17 protein-coding genes are annotated in these 21065 nt (G+C 39.9%); 6 read left to right on the forward strand and 11 right to left on the reverse strand.

From position 1 onward, the window contains the following. Position 1 precedes the first annotated feature (1 nt). The 10 genes from mtlD to FTU29_RS03055 form a co-directional block, all read right to left on the reverse strand. Positions 2-2173, reverse strand: a complete 2172-nt coding sequence (gene mtlD, locus FTU29_RS03010; RefSeq protein WP_180120275.1) for a bifunctional mannitol-1-phosphate dehydrogenase/phosphatase — start codon at positions 2171-2173, stop codon at positions 2-4. A gap of 235 nt (positions 2174-2408) precedes the next feature. Further along, positions 2409-3629, reverse strand: coding sequence for an MFS transporter (locus FTU29_RS03015; RefSeq protein ID WP_180120277.1), 1221 nt, complete (start codon positions 3627-3629; stop codon positions 2409-2411). 111 nt (positions 3630-3740) lie between these two features. Then, positions 3741-5987, reverse strand: coding sequence for a TonB-dependent receptor (locus FTU29_RS03020; protein ID WP_180120279.1), 2247 nt, complete (start codon positions 5985-5987; stop codon positions 3741-3743). A 15-nt stretch (positions 5988-6002) separates the two neighbouring features. Further along, the gene (locus tag FTU29_RS03025; protein WP_257226891.1) at positions 6003-7274 is read right to left on the reverse strand and encodes an MFS transporter; all 1272 of its coding nucleotides are present in this window, start codon (positions 7272-7274) and stop codon (positions 6003-6005) included. Next, the gene (locus tag FTU29_RS03030; RefSeq protein WP_180078912.1) at positions 7250-7642 is read right to left on the reverse strand and encodes a hypothetical protein; all 393 of its coding nucleotides are present in this window, start codon (positions 7640-7642) and stop codon (positions 7250-7252) included. Before FTU29_RS03030 ends, FTU29_RS03025 begins: the two co-directional genes overlap by 25 nt. After that, positions 7639-8271, reverse strand: a complete 633-nt coding sequence (locus FTU29_RS03035) for a GNAT family N-acetyltransferase (RefSeq protein WP_180120283.1) — start codon at positions 8269-8271, stop codon at positions 7639-7641. Before FTU29_RS03035 ends, FTU29_RS03030 begins: the two co-directional genes overlap by 4 nt. Positions 8272-8325: 54 nt before the next feature. Beyond that, a complete protein-coding gene (locus FTU29_RS03040) occupies positions 8326-10161 on the reverse strand; it encodes an IucA/IucC family siderophore biosynthesis protein (protein WP_180120285.1) in 1836 nt (611 codons plus the stop codon). Further along, on the reverse strand, positions 10161-11618 hold the full coding sequence (locus tag FTU29_RS03045) for a lysine N(6)-hydroxylase/L-ornithine N(5)-oxygenase family protein (protein ID WP_180120287.1): 1458 nt from the start codon (positions 11616-11618) through the stop codon (positions 10161-10163). The genes FTU29_RS03040 and FTU29_RS03045 overlap by 1 nt, the downstream gene beginning before the upstream one ends. Beyond that, on the reverse strand, positions 11611-13395 hold the full coding sequence (locus tag FTU29_RS03050; RefSeq protein WP_180120289.1) for an IucA/IucC family siderophore biosynthesis protein: 1785 nt from the start codon (positions 13393-13395) through the stop codon (positions 11611-11613). Before FTU29_RS03050 ends, FTU29_RS03045 begins: the two co-directional genes overlap by 8 nt. Positions 13396-13979: 584 nt before the next feature. Beyond that, positions 13980-14249 carry a hypothetical protein gene (locus FTU29_RS03055; protein WP_111884321.1) on the reverse strand — a complete coding sequence of 90 codons (270 nt, stop codon included), beginning with the start codon at positions 14247-14249 and terminating at the stop codon, positions 13980-13982. A gap of 355 nt (positions 14250-14604) precedes the next feature. On the opposite strand from FTU29_RS03055, the gene FTU29_RS03060 reads away from it, so the two are divergent. Then, positions 14605-15096, forward strand: a complete 492-nt coding sequence (locus tag FTU29_RS03060; RefSeq protein WP_180107185.1) for a hypothetical protein — start codon at positions 14605-14607, stop codon at positions 15094-15096. Positions 15097-15208: 112 nt separating this feature from the next. Here the strand turns inward: FTU29_RS03060 and ybaK are convergent, their stop codons facing one another. Beyond that, a complete protein-coding gene (ybaK, locus tag FTU29_RS03065; protein WP_180022788.1) occupies positions 15209-15676 on the reverse strand; it encodes a Cys-tRNA(Pro) deacylase in 468 nt (155 codons plus the stop codon). A gap of 154 nt (positions 15677-15830) precedes the next feature. Between ybaK and FTU29_RS03070 the strand changes: the two genes are divergently transcribed. From FTU29_RS03070 to FTU29_RS03090, 5 genes are all read left to right on the forward strand, one after another. Beyond that, on the forward strand, positions 15831-16733 hold the full coding sequence (locus tag FTU29_RS03070; protein WP_180120291.1) for an acyl-CoA thioesterase II: 903 nt from the start codon (positions 15831-15833) through the stop codon (positions 16731-16733). A gap of 81 nt (positions 16734-16814) precedes the next feature. Further along, positions 16815-17450, forward strand: coding sequence for a CDP-alcohol phosphatidyltransferase family protein (locus tag FTU29_RS03075; protein ID WP_180120293.1), 636 nt, complete (start codon positions 16815-16817; stop codon positions 17448-17450). Between the two features lie 47 nt (positions 17451-17497). After that, entirely contained in the window at positions 17498-19252 is a 1755-nt protein-coding gene (locus FTU29_RS03080) for a bifunctional alpha/beta hydrolase/class I SAM-dependent methyltransferase (RefSeq protein WP_180120295.1), read from the forward strand. Positions 19253-19270: 18 nt separating this feature from the next. Further along, on the forward strand, positions 19271-20623 hold the full coding sequence (locus FTU29_RS03085; RefSeq protein ID WP_373423557.1) for a phosphatase PAP2/dual specificity phosphatase family protein: 1353 nt from the start codon (positions 19271-19273) through the stop codon (positions 20621-20623). Then, positions 20620-21048 (forward strand): hypothetical protein, encoded by a 429-nt coding sequence (locus FTU29_RS03090; protein ID WP_180120299.1) that lies wholly within the window; start codon positions 20620-20622, stop codon positions 21046-21048. The genes FTU29_RS03085 and FTU29_RS03090 overlap by 4 nt, the downstream gene beginning before the upstream one ends. The last annotated feature ends 17 nt before the right edge of the window (positions 21049-21065 follow it).

A 21065-nucleotide genomic window follows, 5' to 3' on the forward strand; every position in this document is an offset into this window, starting at 1 on the left:
TTTAGGCAAATTTCGCAGTATCTTTCTGATCTTGCGTTACAGCATGGTTTTTCCAAGATGTAAACTGCTCTGTGGACTGATCAGAAAAATGCTGCAACTGTATCATTACATTGGCCTCAATCTGTTTAATACGTTCCAGTTGTTCAAGCTCGTTTGTCTTTTTCAGTTCTAAAAATTGCAACTGGATAAAGTTGACAACCTGATCCATCGAACATTGATTTACACTCACGGCATACATCAAACCATAGACAATCCCTTGCTGTAGATGTGTTGTCTCCAGTCCATATTTCACATTGGTCGCCAACGAGCCCAACACTCGTTCATTAAATGCAAGTTTACGTAAAGGATCTCGTGCCACACGCGCACATGGGTCTTTGTACGCATGTTCACAAGAGTTTATAAAGCTCTCTGCCAGTCGTGTTAAATCATAAGCACGATTTGGTAAGCGTCGTGCTAAACCAGCCTGCACCTCGTCAATGAGTTCATGCATAAATTGATCAACACGATGATCTGCAAGTGCCACACCTATGGTTTGATGATTTAACAGTGCAGATTGCCAAGCCAACATGGCATGTACACCATTCCACAAGCGATTTTTAATTAATTGAATATCTTCAATATGATCGACCAAAATCATTTGACGCATTTTTTCTAACAAAGGACTGTTATTTTCTACATAGATCGGCATGTCAGATTCTGCGTTAAATAAAATTAAATCCATGCTTTGCAATATATGACTTGGGTGGAAATTTCGGCGCATATCCTCAACATATAAAGTGGCTTGACGTTCCTGATCAGGATTTAATTTCGTCGCATCTTCTAAGTCTAATTGAGCATCCACTTCAACTTCATCTAATTGAAATTGTTTGAAGATATTATATTTTATACGGAGCTGACGATATAAGTTTTGGTCACTTAACTTAGATACCATGCGGTTGACCACGGTATCGCAAAAATAGTGTTGTTGCATGATTTTCTCTGCAACAACCGCTCCAGCAAGCTCAGTTAAAGCCTGTTTTAAATGTGACATTAATAATTGTTTTGCTCCGACTTTGTTCAAAATGATCAGCATCGTTAGAGGTTCGATGGCTTTCTCATCATGTGCAATATGTCGTGCATACAGGCCTTGTGCAATGGTTTTGGCCTCTTCTGCAATCGCTTTTTCAGGCAAACAGATGGCAACCAAACTTGACTCTGTGTACATCTCTTGCATCTGCTGAATATTTTCAGCATCAATGACTGCCATGTTTTCAATGCGTTCGTCATAAGACAATTGACCATAGCGAATACAATAGGTACCAAATGCATTGACCGCAGAACGATATAAAGGGTTACGAGTCGATGCATAAATTTTTTTCGGGCGTGTATAACCATCCCAATGCGACAAAATTTGTGCTAAATAACCACCACCAATCGCCCCAAAACCATGAATACCAACAGTGAGCTGATTAAGGGTTTGTGGAAAAGCCTCTTGCACATGCGGCATCTCTAAATGCGCAGTGAACGGGTCAAGTTCCGTCAAACAGTCATACATACATTCATAATAATATTTGGCTTTGGACAGCATGTTTTGATTGGGCGATTTAATATCTTTAAACAGTACGGTAATACCGCCAGCCTCAAAGGCCGAAGTCACACCATTTTCCGAGTCTTCAAACATCAAACAATCAGCAGGATTTAAATTCAGCTTTGCGGCAGCACGCATGAATATTTCAGGATGTGGCTTACCATTTTCAACTTCATCGCCACAGACTAAGACATCAAAGAACTTATACACATTGGCATTGATGAGATATTCTTCTGCGATTGCACGGCGACTCGATGTTGCCACGGCCATCCTCAGTCCTGACTTGCGTAAGCGTTCTAATACTTGAACCAAGCCTTTTTTGATCGGTACACCAAACTGACGAACATGCTCCAGTTCTAATTCATCTGCGCGTTTGCGAATATCTGCGTATGGAATGTTTTCATCATATTCGGCTTGGGCCAATCGATGCGCGCTTTGTGCACTTAGCCCCAAACAATTCATGAGATATGATTCGGAAAACTCAACACCGGTCAATTCAAGAGATGCCTGTTTCAATGTTTGAAACCGTAAACGTTCAGTATCAAACATTGTTCCATCCATATCAAAAATGGCGCCCAGAACCAAATCATTATTAAATTTAAGCATTTAACCTCCGTTATTTTTTATGTGAAAAGAATAACGGAGAAAACTATTGATTCAGTACTTTGAGAATTAATGAAACAATTGTGATTATTTTTTAATCAAAGTGCTTGCTTTAAACATCTATTTTGTAAGATCAATCACCGATCAAGTAACATCATGTAATCAAAACCATCTATTGTCAGGATAGTCCTATTTTCACACCGACCTATTGAAGTAAGTCTACAAGTCTTTGCATATTTCACTCAGTTACTCGCTTCACGGTTTGAGTTTTGGTTTGAAATAAAAAGAATACGATTAAACCAAGCATCACTAAAAATAAAAAATAATACGGAAATTCTTTGTGCCACTGGTATAAACCCGTACTAATCAGTGGCCCGACCACAAAGCTCAAAGCCTGAGTGGCTGTACACCAACTTGCCACCTTAGTCTGTAACGCACTGGGCGCCGTTTGCGCTGCACCCGTTGTAAATGCAGGGATTAAACATGCAACCGATATACCATATAAAAGATATGTAGCTTGAAATATCTGTAATTCAGTGGTGAAAACCGAAATCAGCAAGGCTGCTGCCATGCTAAACAGCCCAACCCACAGTAAGCGATATACGGACCAATTTAAATACTTAGAAATCAGCGTTTGCATAATCACCAAAGCGATACCCACGACGAGAGAACATTCTGCAAAATGCACTGCGCCTTCTGCAGCAGTCATATTAAAGCGGTCTTGAATATAAAACCCGGCCGTTAAATTTACGGTCACGATGGCAAGATAGAGACTGAATCCCAACATTAACCATGGATAGCATTGCTGAATGCTCAAATCTGTAGATGGTGACTCATGCTTTTCTGTCACTGGCTTTTCAACGCTATGCTGTTCGGTATGTCGGTCAAAGCTGAACACCAAGACCACAGAAATCAACGCTAAAATAATGATTGCTGCCCAAAGCGGCGTCATGATTCCACCAAAGCCCAGCAGCAAGGTTGTTAGAAATGGACCAATGATCACGCCTGCACTATTTAATGCACCGAATTTTGACATTGCTTGTGAACGCTGCTGCTCATTGCTAAAACGGGTCATCACATAAGTTTGCAAGGCAATCTGTGGCATCGCCATAAATACCCCAGTCGCTGCGCGTGACAACATTAATAAACTAAATAGCAGCAACATCCCTATCTGAACAGAAAGGCCATACATCAACACGGCTGTAAATAACCCCCATGTCACAGCCATGCCCACAAAACCGATACTCAAGAGTTGATAAATCGAAAACTTAGATTGATTTTTTGAAATGTAAATGGCACCAACAGCCATCAGCAGCGCACCGACGGAAACCATCGCACCGCCTTGTAGTTCAGAAAGCTTTAACTCTCGAACCAATGGCGCCAACAGCGGCAATATCATCGAGAAACTTGCACCATTGGCAAGACTGGCAGCAATAAACAGTTTGTTATTTCGATCCATTATTTTTGTTATCCATTTTTAATGGCTACGTTATAAACAATAGAGGTGACTTAAGCCACCTCTATTTTGTAAGTCACGATACCGTGCTTTAAACCTGATTCAGGCTTTAAATCAGTATTTCACCGTATAACTTAAACCGTAGGTGCGACCTTGAGCCGCTAGGCTAGAAATTGGGCCATAGACAGTTTCAACCGACTGACTGTATACCGACTTATAATCCGTATTCCACACGTTGTAGACACCAAAGCCCACATTACCCGGTCCTACTTTTGCATTGGCAATCACGTCCATCGTTGCAAAGCCTTTAATTGCCGCTGCTGGAGCAGATCCATATTTCACAGCGTCTTTTTGGGCTTTGTCAGTACCGCCAATCGCTAAAGCTTGAACACGTAGGCTCATGTCATTATCAAACTGCCATTCTGAAAATGCTGTTCCTTTTAAAGGTGCCACACGAATGGCATCCAATTCTTGCCAGTCACCTTGGGTATTTTTAAATTGGCCCGTGGTATATGCAACTGTGCCCCCAACCGTCCAATTTGGTTGAACTTCATAACTGGCATTGGCTTCGACACCATAGATACGTTCATCGGTATCAATAACATCAATGGTGTAATTCGGCGCACCAAATTTCAGGCTTTTATCTGAGTCATTATAAAAAGCCGTCACTCCTGCATTTAAACCACCGGCATTTTGTACACGCCAACCGAGTTCATAGTTATTGACTTTAATCGGGTCAATGGTTTGGCTATTAATCACAGAATTTGCTGGCACATCACGCAGCATACGTTGCACATCGGGCAAGTTTGAACCTTGTGAGAAATTCGCAAACACTTGCTGTGCATCTGTTAAGTGATACACCGCGCCAACATTAAACAGCGTTGCATCATGTTTTACTTTACCGCCATTCAGCGTTTTCGCCACATAACCTAGGGTTAAATCTGCAGTAATGGCTTCCATATAAGGCACAGATGAATCGACATCACTCTCTACCCGCTCATGGCGAATGCCGGCCTGTAAGCCAAGTCGGTCGGTTAATTCATATTGCGCTTGGGCAAATACGCCAAGTTTTTCTGTTTCAACATCTGGGCCAAAGGCATAGTAATTAAACGGCTGATAACTCAGACCATTACTTTGAATAAATGTAGCACTGTCATACATTTGGATATTTTGTTGATCTTTTTCATTTTCATAATCCACACCATAGGTTAGCCCCAGTTCACGACCATTTAAGTTAAGATCTTTTTGTAGAGCAACACGTGCGCCTAACACATCAATATCGGTTTCTGACTGATACACCAAGAAAAGTTCAGGTGCCATTTGACGTGCAGATGGGAACCAACGCGCCTTTTCATTTCGATAATAGGTTTCAGCGTTTAGACGATGCGCTAAAATATCTTGATTTTCATATTGCGCATTGATGCTATAACGTTCAGTTTGTGGTTGTTCAGCAAGTTGTAAGCCTTTTACCGCATTTAAAGACAACGGCAGCTTTCCACCCACGGGCTGTGAGCGCAGCGCATTTAAATTTGGACCATAGTCTGGACCATAGTCACTATCTTGCTCATCATTATAATATTGCGCACCGAAACTCAGCGTTTGACCATCGGCAATTTTCCAACTGACACGACCATTTAAATCTAAAGTATCGGTATCTTGACGGTCAGTTTGCGCAATTTCAGGCCCAATACGGTTGCCATGACTATCTTGTATTTCACCACGTTTGGTATAGCTTGCACCTAAAGTTCCGCGTAAATTGCCTTGATTAAAATTCATGGTTTGTGCAGCTTCATAAGCCAGCGCATCAGACTTAAAGTTATTACCAGAAGTGACACCGACTTTTGTTTCAAAACTCAGCGGCTCAGATCCACCTCGTTTGGTGATGATATTGATAATACCGCCTGTCGCACCTGAACCATAAATACTACTTGCACCTGAGACCACTTCAATTCGTTCAATCATCGACGGGCTAATACTCGCCAGTTGTCGAGATCCATCACGATATCCCGTTTGCGGTACACCATCGATCATGTATTGCACCACACGTCCACGCATGGTCATCCCATAGTTAGACGTTGTACCACTCGATGGAGTCAGTGATGGCACCAATAAACCGACAATATCGGCTGTGCTTTTACCTGCATTGGCTTGTTTTTCAATTTCTTCTTTAGGAATGCTGTACACCGTACCCGCAATATCGGCAATGCTTTTCGCAGAACGAGTTGCCGTCACAACAATCGGTGCCATTTTAGTAGCTTCTGTAGTTTGTGCAGTGTCTGTCGTGACGTCTTGCGCATAAAGCTGAGTGCAAATTGCTAAGCTGAGACAAGTCAGTTGCATCGGTAGAGCTAAACGTTTCATATTCTTTTCCATTTCTTAGAGTTCCGATTGAGTCGGAAGAGTTTGAGTTTTTAAATTTTGTGTTTTTAAAACAATGCGTTGACTAAGTAAGACACTGATTACTGAGCCGATTGCCAATACCAAGTAAAAATGTCCATAGCCTAATGATTTTGCGAGAAAGCCTGAAAATGCACCGCCAATGAAGTAAACGAGCAATTCAAAGCACACTAATATGGTGAAATCGGTACCCGCCTGTTCTTTAGAACTGGTCTGCATGAAATAGGCATAGAGTGATGTCATGGCGATATAACGAATGGCTAGCATCAACACGACAAATAGACCTAAAAGCAGATGCCATTGATTCAACCACCCCAATACAACGGCTGCCCCAATGACGGCATATAGCAATGTACGTAACCATCCTGCCCAGACCAACAATTGCGTTGCTTTGATTTTTTTCAGCAATAAAGCTGCACTAACGGCAGCAATCAGACCGACACCAGCACCGACCACAGACATCAACACCCCGATCTGAGACAGTGACCATTTTTGATCGATCAACATGGGATTCAGCATTGCCATAGCGGGTGCTTCCACCACGCGATAACAAACGATGAGCAGCAAGGCCCAACGAATCTCTGGTCGTTTAAAAGCTTGTCGTAGGCTTGGTTTGGCTTTGGCAATTTGAGTTTGTGGTTCTTCTTGAATAAAAAACACAGCAAACATGGTTAAAAATGTCAGCAGCGCTAAAGTTGTGAGCGCTGGCTGCCAACCCCAATATTGGTAAATCCATAAAGTCGCAGCGCCACCAAGCATGCTACCGACGGCCACCCCAATACTCTGTGCCATACTGCCCAGACGATAATTGCCTTCGGTAAATTTCTCTACGGTATAACCATCAATCGCAATATCTTGCGTTGCCGCAAACGTTGAAATCCATAAACCAACAATGACAAATAAAGTCAGCCCATAAGAAAACTGCGTAAAGGCTAAAACCAATACCCCCAGTACCAATGCGATTTGCGTAAATAATAGCCATGTTTTACGTTTACCGAGTTTTTTGACATAGAGCTGATCGATCCAAGGCGCCCAAAAAAACTTGAATGCCCATGGAATGTAAAGCAGCGATAACATGCCAATCCAACGTAAATCTACCCCTTGATGTCGTAAAATAGCAGGCAAAGCCACATTGTAAAAATACAAAGGCAATGCATGTGCTAAGTACAAAATAATCACGACGCTCAAACTCAGGACTGAAATTTGAGATGGCGAAATTGCATGATTTAATTTTCTTGAGTGTTGTTGCATATCCACCTCTGCACTGCCCATTGCAGCGCATCAGATTGTTCTAATGAAACGTAATAAGGCACACGCCACGCTGCATGCAGTGCGGGTGTATTTAAACGTTTGAAGTCATCTGGATCTTGCGCAATACGCACCAGACCCAAACAATATTGAAAAAAGAGATGTTTAAACTTCTTGTACCAAACGGCCTGTATTTGCCGATATTCTTCAGGAAATGTCGTTCCCTCAGCCGTTTGCATTACCAAAACAAAGGGCTGACTTTTCAGAAAAAAGCGCTCAACTTGAGTCAACCATTGTTCAAACTCTTCCACTGAAACATGCGCTGAAAAGCGCATGTCCAGTATGTGCATGTGGGTGCAGCTGTAACTCATGACACTGCCTTAGCTAGTTGCTGATGCTGAAATGCCTTGGAGTCGTTTAAGTAATGACCAAATTTTGCATAAAAAGTTTCTCTAAAGCAGTAATACAACATGGCGGTCTTTTCAGGCATTGGGATTAGGCGCTGTGCTTCATAGCACATGTCTTCAACTACGACGGCATAAGGCTTCACACTATGATCAGGTTCTCCCACAATCTTGGCTGATGCGGCATTTTCAAAGATATAAAAGCTCAATAAACGCATGACAGGACGTAAATAGCCTTTACCAAAAACGGACTTTTCACCAAATAACAAATGCCAACCTAGATCAAGCTCATCACCGTCGTAGTACAAACCTAATCGATCCCGTTTTCCCTCGTAAATCTCTGTGTAGCCCACATCTTCACCATTGACTCCTACGATCAAAATTCGGTGATGATCATCTGCCAGCATTTTTTCGTAATACACTTTTAGTTCAGTTTCTGACTTATTGAGCTGCCATTGTGGAATCACATGCGGTTCATGCATCCATTTATGAACCAAAGCCATATCTTCTGGATATTGCATTTGTCGTAAGTAGTATTGCGTCTCATTCTCATAGTATTCATAAAAATCAGGTAGTTGTCGTGATAACGTTGTCATGATCTCGTCCTTTAAGTTTGTTTAATATTTTCTGTTCTTAGCTCAAAAATCTGCTTATGACGCAATACGGTTGGTTGTCATTTTCTGCTTAGCAATATGCAGTTGTTTCGCCCACTGATTTAAAGTGTTTGGACTTACAGGGTTTGCAATTGGATCTAAAAATACAGGTACTGGTCGTTCTGCTTCGTCGTTATAACTGGTGGTAAACAGTCGTACTCGGTTCAGACAAATTTTCTCGAAACGTGGACGGAACATACTGAATTTTTCAATACGATCTGCCAAATCAGGATGCGCCTGATGAAATTCATCGATCACGCTGGAGATGGTCTGCCAAAATTCAAGTTCTGTATGCTCTGGATAATCTTCAAGGAAGACATTACAGATATAGCGGTAATGCACCATGAATAAACCTGTAAAGATAAAGTGACTAAGTTCTTCAGCAGGATGGCGCAGTAAAATTTGCCCTTCAGGTGGTAAATTTTCGAGTTCAGGAAAATCTTCATCAACTAAATTGACATCATCAATAAAGTCCTTCAGCACCATTTTTTTCGGTAAGCCATTTTCATGGATCAACATGGTGTTTTCACCGTGCGGAGAAAAAGCTAAACCATATTTGTATAAGCAAATCAGTAGTGGTGTTACGCAGACTTCAGCAAAACGTTTCAGCCATTGCAAAGGCGTCAAACCTGAAGCCTGAATCAACACGGATAAAATAGACTGACCATTTAGATCTCGATGCAACAATGCTGCTTGGGAAAGTGCTAACTGATGTTCACCGATGTAAGGCTCTACACTTTCACGCCATAAGCAACCAAACAATTCTTTAAATTGGTAAGGCGCACCGTCTATCTGATCAAAACACGGCTGTTGTAAAGTGAGACTCGCAATTTCGCCCAAAAATGCCACCTGTGTTTTTTGCAGGTCTGCATCATGATGTTGAATGTCCTTCAGCCAAGCGGTCACCGCAGGTGCAGCCAAATTTCGTTTTGAAGGCAAACCTCGATAGACCGCCGTATTAAAGATACTGACAGGTAACTTCACATAATGACGTTCAGGATGACTGGTATTGCATAAAGTACGAATTGATTGCATTGGCACATAGTCGTCTTGTCCAATTTCCAATTCGACAATGCGCTGATCAACGATTTCATTGGCATAGGTCGGGATTAACCACTGATGCCATTGCCATGCATGTACAGGAATAAAGTAATATTCAGCAGCGTCTAAGGCTTTGTCCGCTAATTGCTGTTGAAAATCGTGTAATTGTGCAGAGTTCAATTCATGGCGATATAAGCTTTTCGCATCCCAAGCCTCGGTCGAACGAAACTCAGCTAAATCACGATGAACAGCTAACCACAGAACTTTGACCGTTGGAGAAATCTCTGGTGCGGAGCTTAAATAATCATCATAGCCAAAGCCCATACGGCCTTTACTCATAATAAGCCATGGGTGTCCACGTAACATGCCTTCAATTTGATAGTGTGGCGCTGACAAGACAGCATGACTCAGCAATCGCTGTTCATCAAAAACATGGGCTTCTGCTAACCATGTATTGTTCATTTCTTTAATCAAATATGCCTTGGTAAATGGTTTCACCTCAGCTTGATTTGAAAAAGCACGAATAAATTCATGCAGATTCCATGCGGGCTCTGTTGTCGATTCACTTAACTCTCGAACACTCCCTTCAACAATACGCCAGTGCCCAAGCAGAAACTGAGTCGCTTCAAATTGATAGGTTTTGTCATCCAGTTTAAGTTGCCAAGTGTTATTTTCCACTTGCTGAATCTGAATAATTTCTTCATATAAAAACTCAGCAATTGCCATTTCAATCAGTCTTTGCCCTGCACGGCGCCACTGCGTTTGATTTATCTTTAATTTTGCAAATGTCATTATAATTTCTCGAGTTTAACCGCATTCTGTTCTTGCTTATTCGGCATAGTCGTATTGCGGTTCATTGCATAGTTGGCAATGGTTTTTTTTACGGATAAAGGTCTTTGGATATTGGTTGGCGCTGATTTCTTCACAATGCCCATACTGTGCATTTCAGCATTTTCACTGGGTGAAAAATGTTGGAAACTTTGAGCTTGATCACCTAAATCGTATAAGTTAAAACCCAATAATTGATTGGCAATGATCGCTGCACGGTGAGCACCCAACCCTAAATCAGGAGTCCCGACACCGTGACTGTGCATTTCCTGATTTTGAACAAAGATTTCCCCAACAGCGTCATGCTGTACGCGGTAGTCCTGACTAATTTTCCATCGACCGAATTCATCACATTGAATCAGTGGTTTTAGATATTTGAGATATTGCCACTCTGGACTGTGATATCCCGTTGAAGCCACGACAAAGTCCGCATCGAGATAGAATTGTTCTGCCGTGACTTTATGCTGAAACTGCAAACGGATGCCCGCACCATGAGGCTCGGCATCGACCAAACCCACCTGAGCATGTAAATGCGTCTGTTGAATATTTTGACCAATACTCCGGTGATATAGTTTTTGGTAAATATCACGGATGGTTTTTGCACTGATGCCCTTATATAACAAACTTTGTTGCTTCAATAGTTCGGCTTTATTTTCAGGGCTCAGTTGATAAAAGTGCGCGGTATAATCTGGACTAAAATGCTCCAATCCAAGTGGTGCATATTCCATCGGGAAAAACCCATTTGAGCGTGTCAGCCAATGCAATTTAAACTGCGCTGTTGTGGTCTGATCCTGCATATATTGACGATCAAACAAATCCATAAAGACTTCGGCCGAAGACTGGCCTGATCCCAGTACAACTACATTACCTTTCAAGTGATTTAACGCTGCATTGCAATAATTTGCAGAATGTAAGCAACGCTCTGGATATTGTTGTTGAATGTCTTTTAGACACTGTGGTAAATGCGGAACATTCCCCGAACCAATGACCAGATTTCGGCATTGATAACGCCTAAAGCGTCCATCTTGCTCAACCATGACTTCAAAGCCTTGCTCTTGAGCATAAATGGCTTTTACTGTTGATTGATACTGAATATGCTCTAGTTGGTCTGCAACCCACTGACAATAATGGTTATATTCACGTCTAGGAATCTGAGCTTGTTCTAAAAAATAGAATTTGTATAAACGCTGCTGCGCCTTTAAGTAATTTAAAAAACTAAAAGGACTGGTTGGATCGACCATGGAAACCAGATCGGCCATAAACGGCACTTGCAGTACTGTATTGGGCAATTGCATACCCGCATGCCAGTCGAACTGTGGTTTCTTTTCAAAAAATTGATACTGCAAATGATTTTGCTTATGTAGCAAACTCGCCAAACTGAGGTTAAATGGCCCTAAGCCTATCCCAATAAAATCAAGCATATTGCACATCCGTCTGTTCCACATATAAAGGATTTGGCAACTGTACATAAACCGATTGCTGATCGACTGGGGCAATCAATTCATCCAGCTCATACAAGCGCGTCAACAGATTACCCTTATACGGCAAGGTCGGCTGATACAGTAATGAATGAATCAATGAACTTTCTGGATATGCCCGATGTAAGTCCAACAGTTCATTTTGCAATATCGATATCAACACTTGCTCTGTGACATATCCAGTTGCACCAATTGCATTGATAATGCCGAATAAAGTATTACCAAAGAAATAATAGCTAAAGCGCTCATCGACAAAGGCTTTGGAACCCACGGCATGCGCTTTTTCTTGCAACTCTGGAAATGCGCTTAAGACCTCACCTGCAAGTTCTTCGATATAGTAAAAGCCTTGATTGTCACGCAGCCATAGATATTTAGGCATTGCATGTTCAAGCTCAAGTAAGACATTTTGCTGATGTGATTCAAAGGCCATTCCGTATTGATGGTACAAATACATTAATGGTTTTAGACTGATAGCTAAGAATTGTTTAAACCAATTGATCGCAATGGCGCTTTGATCAAGTTCAGGTTGTTGTTTTTCGATTTGTTCAAATAAGGCATTAAAACGGCTGTTCGGCTGTGCAGGATGCTCTTGGCACAATGACGCAATACAACTCACCTGCTGCTTTTCACTGAAAGGCTGATCACGGAAGATGCAAATAGTTTCTTCGACGATTTCATCATCTATGCTCAATGCCATCCACGCAGGATCATTCACCGCTTTGAGCGTTGGGCATTGTTGTAAAATACGCTCACCAAGACTTGAATGCCAAAGTCGATGGGTCATTTCACCACGGTGGCATTCTTTGGCAAGGTTGACTCGGATTGAATTGGTGATCATTACAGATAGTGATGGTTTTAACATCCACGGCGCTGCAAAACTTGCCATGGTGCGTACCGAAGTCGTTGGGGAAAAAGCCCAACCTTTCTCGCCAAAATCGATAATTTTTAATTTGGTTTTTAAACTTTTAAACCATGCTTTTGACTGTAAATAACGTGCTTGCCAAGGATGCAAAGGCAATAACTTATAATGCGAATAAGCATTCAGTAGTGCTTGATCTGTTTCTGATAAATGCCATTGCAATTCGCTTTTCAATTGCGCTGATACTGATTGATCTAAAGCTGAACCTTCTTGAATATATTCTGGAGCCACCAACCAATAATGCAGTTGGCTGAGACCTTTGGCTTCTGGCGAATACCTTTCCCAATCTTCATGCACAAAACCGACCCGACTTTTCGGTGCAGGATGCATGCTGTGCCCTAAAATTAAAGCTTGTTCCGATTCAATGAAACTTTGTTCCGCTTGGACCAAAGCCTCAAAATCATGTTCACGTAGTGTCAAAAATTGAATAAGCGCTTCACGACTTTCGATCCAACGCTCTAATAATGATGAAGCATCCAGTGTATGACCTGACTCTTGTACGAGCTGTTCAAGTAATAAACTCGCGATCGCGGTGATACTAAATGACTGTTTCTGTCCTTTATTAAAAACGTATGGGATATCTGCAAGACGATGTCTACCAACAAGGCTGACATAAGATAGTGGTACAAATAACTGTGATTGAATGCAATCTAAGGGGATGCATAACAACGTCAAGCCTTGGCTAAACGTCAATTGTGATGAATTCTGTTGATACTTTTCCAGCAAAATACCTTTACCGGTTTCTTGTGAGTATGCATTGACAAGATGCTGCATCGCCAAGCGATTAGCAAGCTCTTTCATCTGACCATATCCTCTATTTTTAAGCTTTTCCAAGCTTTGTCATGTAATTATGTTTCTTTAACTGTGCAAGTAATGCTTAGTACGCTGGCCAGCGCGAAACCATGTTAATGATAATCATTATTGTTAATAATTGCATTTTTGTGAAGATTTGCTACAGGATTGCAAATTTGGTCTTATCTCTATGTATTTAAAAATTAATTTTTTTAATATGAACTTTTCTGTTTTTATTTATACAATTTTCTGAAATGGAACTAAATGATAATTTTCTCATTTAGCATTGAACAAATAAATCATATTGCTTATTTTTTAGCCAAATTATCACATTGTGCAACTTAAACTAAAAACCCATGTCTTTTACATGGGTTTTTATATTCTGCTTTTAACCAAGCTTTTATTTAAATCAAGGAACTAAATGTGCAGTTAAATTTTAATCATTGAAGACTTTACTAACACCATACTGGCCATACATCCTTATTGCCAATTAGCATGTATTTCATAACAAACACCTACTGATTTCTGATCTATATCTTCTATTCAGACTGGTTATACAGCATGAATTATGTACTCCAACGATTTGGTTGAAATCAATCAATTGATTTAACAACCCAATCCAAAAACTTGTGCTTATCAAAAAAGTCAGGTGCAGCATTTGCAAATATACTTTTTTCTTTGTTGTTAAAGATTCCTTTGTAATAAAAAGACCTATCTGCGGTAAATTTTGAGTCATCCCCTTCATGCAATTCTCTAAAGAAGATCGATAACTGCATAAATCGACTTTTAGATGCTAAACTGTGTTTTTCTAATACAAAATTATAGATTTGCTCAATAATCGCTTTAGTATTTGAATAAGGCATTTTGTTGTCTCTTTATTAGATCGCTCTTTCAAATTACAGCTTTTAAATTAAAATACAACTGTTTTAGTCGGATTTTAAATACCTATTTTTTATAGGTATTTTTACATTTAAATATAATTAAGCACTATTAATGAATTAACCTCTAACATGAAGTTTTACTAAATTCTACTTCTGCGACTACATACATTTTCGTTACTCAAAGCTAAAAACGAAACAACAAAAGTGTAGTCTTAGCTAGAACTTCCAAATTATAAATAATCAGTTGAAGTGAAACGAGCCGTATTAGTATGTACAAAATACGAATTAACCAAGATTAAAATGTTAAAAGTTTTAGCTGAACAAGGAATTCACCTAGATGCATAACAAAATTTTAAAGTTTATAAGTTTTCTCATTTTTAGCAGTATTTTAACAACAGGATGTAAATCTTCACCGTCTCCTCAGCAAGAATTAGATGTACAGGCAAATTTTTTCCCGTCTATGTTGAGAATTGATGGAAATCTCTTTGCCTTAGCGAATCAAACACCTCCTAATGATTTAACTATGGAATTATTTAAATCAACACTACTCAAAGCAACTATGTTGAGAAAATACGAAGTTGAAGCCAAAAATAATTTTAGTTTAGAAAAAAATAGAAATCCAATTGAGCTGAATTCAATGTGTTTGATGACAAAATTTCTTCTAAATAAATCATATATTCAAAAAGCTAATCTCAATCCTGAATTTTATGAAGATATTTATAGTTGGATTAAAACAAAGAATAGTTCTTGGGAAAACTTACTTAAAGAGACTAAACCCGGAGAGTTCGAATATTCATGTGTGATTTCTCCTTCAAATATCCCCAATTAAGATGCGACATCGAACCACAAAGCCGCTCAATGCGGCTTCTGTTATTTTATAGATTATAAGTGGGAGGTATTCCCTCTAAATTCACTTAAATTTAAGTAGTCAAAAACCGCACTTAAACATCAATCACATCAGCAAAGTTTGCACCCAAAACTTTTGCTAAATCTTCAGGTTTTAAACCAATATCCAAACCACGCTTACCGCCACTCACATAGATTTTAGCTAAGTTCTGTGCAGAAGCATCGATCACAGTTTTTAAGCGTTTTTTCTGTCCAACTGGACTAATACCACCTACCAAATATCCGGTTAAACGCTCTGCATCTTTTGGGTCAGCCATTTTGAGTTTTTTACAGCCAAATGCTGTGGCCACTTTTTTTAAATTTAGCTGATATTCAACTGGCAATACGGCAACAAAGTAATTTTTATCGTCCGTAACCATCAATGTTTTAAAGACTTCTTCGACCGTTAAGCCAAGTTTTTCCGCAGCTTCTAAACCAAAACTTTTTGCTTCTGGGTCATGATCATATTCATGAATTGTAAAGTCGATTTTATTAGATTTTAAGAGTTTACATGCAGGTGTCATTGCTTTATCGTCATTCCATTCGGACAACTAGGAAAACTCGATTATAAGCCTATTCTAGAAAGACCGGCGAACACTTTTATATTTTTCAAGAACATGACTTGTGCAATAAGTTTGAGTTGAATACATTTAAACAAAGCAAAAATTTCAAAAAAATATGACAACGCTGACTCAAGACCTCACCCAATTATTATCTGTAGTTCCCAAAGATCAGGGCTACTTTTTGGCACAGAGCAAACCTCTGTTTGGTGACCATATTTTTGGTGGGCAATTACTTGCTCAGAGCATAGTCAGTGCATCCTTTACCTGCACACTCCCACTCCACTCTTTACATGCCAACTTTATTTCTGCGGGTCTTGCAAATCATCCCGTATTATATAAAGTCGAAAATTTACGTGATAGCCATAGTTTTTCTACACGACAAGTGACCGCCATACAGCATGGCAAACCAATATATATGGTGATGTTGTCCTATATGAAAAACGAAACGGGTATGGAGTATCAAATACCCGAACCAGATCTGATCCAACAGTTTCCACCAAGTATGCTCAAAGAAGAGCAATTCCATAAAGCGCAAATCCAATCATCTATTTCACCTGAATATCTGGCCACATTTTTACAGCCTTTTCAGCTTATATCTAAACCAATTGAATACGTGCTCACAGATTGGCCACCTTCCTGTCAAGCTTCTGTCTTAAATCAAAATCAATATGCAGAATATTTAAAACTCCATGATGCCTTGGATGCACAATTTGACCAACTTCATATACATCAGGCCATTGCAGCATACTATTCAGACTATAATTTATATTCTGCGGCGCTCAAAACACATGGTTTAAATTATCTGTCTCCTGAACTCATCGCAACCAGCCTTGATCATTCGATGTATTTTCATCATACCTTTCGGGTGGATGATTGGATTTTCTATGACATGAATACCACTCGAACCTCGCAATCACGTGGGCTTACTCATGGGCAAATGTGGCAAGATGGAAAATTAGTCGCAAGCACCACACAAGAAAATTTAATGCGTTATACAGGCGAATCGTCAGCCTTGTGACAATCTTTAACATTCAAATTCTTGTTAAGTTAAGCATCAAGCGTATAAAATTCATGCAAATCATACCGCTATAACAATAATATGCCTTCGATCTACCAACTTAAACCCGCATTTCAAAAACTGCTTCGACCTTTGGTTAAATCACTTCATCATCTTGGTATTACAGCAAATCAAGTAACCCTACTGGCAATGTTCATTTCGCTAGCTGTGGCATTTTTTATTTATATCTATTTCTCTCACAACGGTATTGGTATTTTACTGTTGATTTTCCCCGTATGGATGCTTATTCGTATGGGTTTCAATGCCATAGATGGCATGCTGGCACGTGAGTTCAACCAACAATCCAAACTCGGTGCTTTTTATAATGAATTATGTGATGTGATTTCCGACTCAGCACTCTATTTTAGTTTAATTTGTTTTGCTTTTATTCAAGCCGAACTGCTAATTTTGACCTGTTTTCTCGCCATACTTGCTGAATATACAGGTGTGATGGCGCCATTAGTGGGTCAAGAACGTCGCTACGATGGTCCAATGGGAAAAAGTGACCGTGCTTTTGTATTTAGCATCATCTGTATCGTGATCGTGACTTCTTCTATATTTAACTTCGGTTTAAATACATTGTCTCTTATTTGCAATAGTATTTTGATTATTATCATCTTTTTATTACTTATCACGATTTATAACCGCATTAAAAATAGCATTATCAACCCACAATAAATTTCAGTTTAGATCGTCAGTCGATTTATTATTTTGAGAACAACACAATGTATAACAATACTCAGCATACCTTTACGAGCCATGATGGAACATTCTTGTTTTATCAACATTGGGAAAATAGCAGTTTAAAAAGCAACCGTAAGAAAAAAGCGGTGATCTTATTTCATCGTGGCCATGAACATTCGGGACGAATGGCGCATTTGGTCAATGAATTGAATTTGCCTGATTTTGATTTTTTCGCTTGGGATGCGCGAGGCCATGGCAATACCCCAGGTGAACGTGGTGATGCTCCTAGTTTTTCCGCATGCGTTCAAGACATTCAATATTTTGTTCAGCATATTGAACAGACTTACCAAATCCGATCAGAAAATATAGCAATTGTAGCTCAAAGCGTTGGCGCTGTTTTAGCCGCGACATGGGTGCATGATTATGCCCCTAAAATCCGTGCTTTATGCCTTGCCTCGCCTGCATTTGACATCAAACTCTATGTGCCTTTTGCAAAACCCGGCTTAACACTCCTCAACAAATTCGCTGGCAACTTTTTTATTAATAGTTATGTCAAAGCCAAAATGCTGACGCACGATACTGCACGTGCACAGAGTTATGACACTGACCCGAAAATCGCTCGGGCCATATCGGTCCGTATGCTGCTGGGGCTATATGCAGCCTCAGATCGAATCGTTAAAGATGCACAAAATATTTTTGTTCCTACACAGGTTTTATGTTCGGGATCTGACTACGTGGTGCATCAAAAACCCCAATTGGCGTTTTATCAAAAACTCCCTCATCCATTGAAGGAATTTCACGTCTTAGATGGTTTTTATCATGATACTTTGGGTGAAAAACATCGCAAAATCGCCACAGATAAAATCCATCGCTTTATTCAACAATGTTTTAAACAACCCTATTCCGCACCTAAACTTTTAGATGCCGATAAAATTGGCCCAAGCTGTGCTGTTGCAGAAAACTTAAGTTCAACGCTTCCAAAACATTCTTTAAAACATGCATTTTGGAGCTTAACCAAACAAAATCTTAAAATTGGTAGTCTCTTTTCTAAAGGTTTAAAAATTGGTGAAGAGACAGGATATGACTCCGGCAGTACCTTAGATTTTGTCTACAGAGATCAATCAGAAAGCCAAAATGCACTGGGTAAAATCATCGATCGACAATATTTAAATGCAATTGGTTGGCGTGGTATTCGCGTTAGAAAACAAAATATTGAAGCGCTATTAACGAAATATGCTTCTAAGTTAAATGATGCCCAACACGCGGTACGGATTATGGATATTGCTGCAGGCCATGGCCGATATATTTTAGATGCTGTACAAAAACTGCCTCAACAGCCTGAATCCATCCTGCTTAGAGACTATAGCTCGATCAATGTACAAGCGGGTCAAGCAATGATTGAGCAAAGAGGTTTAAGCCAGATTGCCAAATTTGTAGAAGCGGATGCATTTGATACCACATCACTAGCCAGTGTTGAACCTAAACCCACTCTAGCCGTGGTCTCAGGTTTATACGAATTATTTAGTGATAATGATTTACTTAGACAGTCCTTATCCGGCTTAAGCCAGGCCATTGAGAAAAATGGTTATCTCATCTACACGGGTCAAATTTGGCATCCGCAACAAGAGTTTATCGCCCGTGCCCTGACCTCACATCGCCAAGGAGATGCATGGGTCATGCGTTTGCGCTCACAAGCAGAAATGGATGCCTTGGTTGAGCAAGCCGGTTTCAAGAAAGTCGATCAAGTCATTGATGAGTTTGGTATTTTCACAGTTTCCGTTGCACAAAAAATTTAAGCTTGGATGGTCAATCTTATGCATAAACTGGATACGGATACAGGAACTTGGAAATACGGCCTACTGTGTTTGGCATTTCTGGCACCTTTTTTCTTCTTAAGTTATGGTTTTGCCAATCAATACGCTGCGGGTTTAGCGTCTGTACCTGTTATCGTCTTTAAATGGGAAAAATATATTCCACTTTGGCCATGGAGTATTGTGCCTTATTGGTCGATTGATCTGTTCTATGGTTTGTCTTTATTACTTTGTTGGAATAAGTTTGAATTAAAACAACATGTCCTGCGACTATTTTCGGCACAAATCCTTTCAATCAGCTGCTTTTTAATTTTCCCGCTACGTTTTAGCTTTGAACGCCCCGAACTCACAGGTTTTTTCGGCCTATGGTTTGATGTCTTGATGGGCTTTGATAAACCGTTTAATCAAGCACCTTCCCTGCACATTGTGCTACTGGTGATACTTTGGGATTTTTTCCGTCGGCATAGCACAGGCAAACTAAAATATCTGGTAGATGGTTGGTCCTTTTTGATTGGTCTCTCAGTTCTAACCACTTGGCAGCACCATTTTATAGATATTCCAACAGGTTTATTGGTCGGTGCCTTATGTTTATGGCTATTCCCGATGGCTGGCTCTGCGCCATGGGTTCAAAATAAACAAAGTCGGCTAAGCTTAAAGCACATTAAAATCGGGATCCTTTATCTGTTTGCTGCCTTATTTTGTAGCGCAATCGCACATGCAAAAGGTTGGTGGCTTTGGCTGCTCTATCCTGCAAGCAGTCTGCTTTTAGTTTCGTTTGCATATTTATTCAATCGACCGCATTTTTTTCAAAAACTCAGTCATGGTGATATGACCATTGCTGCAAAAATATTGTTTGCGCCTTACTTTGTATTTGCTTGGATCAATAGCCGAATCTGGACTTATCGCCATCCTGAAGATTCTAAAATCATCAAAATCAATCAGAGTTATATTTATTTAGGTCGCTATCCGTCCAAACACGTCATGCAGCAATATGATGCTTTACTCGATTGTTGCGCAGAATTACCCACTTATCCAAAGTGCTCATATGCCCAAAACTTGAGTTTAGACCTGATTCCTTTACAGGCCAATCAGCTACATAATGCTGTAGAGTCTTTAGAACTATTCTTGAAATCTAATAACAATGATGAAGCACAAAACATCTTGGTCTTCTGTGCTTTGGGATATTCACGAAGTAGTGCTGTAGTTGCCGCATTATTATTGAAACAACATCCTGAATATTCAGTCGAAGATGTTTTACGGATTATTCGCCATAACCGTCCTTGGGTCGTGCTTAAAGCACCTCAAATAAAACATTTAAATACTTATCGTTTAAAACTTAAAGGACTTGCACCATGAATTTACAACTTGTGGTGCTATCAAAGTTGTTACAATCCACCACTGGATTGCTCATTTCAGCTTATGTAGCAGCGATCCTCACGCTCTGGCTCATTATCCAGTTTGGTAATGTGATGCTATTCGATTTGCTATATATATTAATTTGTCTAGTTTTGCTCGGAATACAACATTATTTAAGCCTGAGAATCAAATTTGATTCGGCACTTTTAGCCACTGTCGCTGAATACAGCCAAACTCAAAACCTTGAACAAACCACCAAGGAGCTGGACTTAAGTTTAATAAACTTAAAATTAATGCCTGCAAAGAAATGTGGTCGCGCATGGGAGCTGCGTGAATTAGGTTGTCTGGCTTTATTTAAATGGCAGATATTTGTGCTTTGCTTGCAATACATCGCATTCATCTGCATATTTTTACTGTATAAATAATTCACAATAATTTGAAG

The organism is Acinetobacter sp. YH12086, assembly GCF_013419345.1.
Taxonomy (GTDB): domain Bacteria; phylum Pseudomonadota; class Gammaproteobacteria; order Pseudomonadales; family Moraxellaceae; genus Acinetobacter; species Acinetobacter amyesii.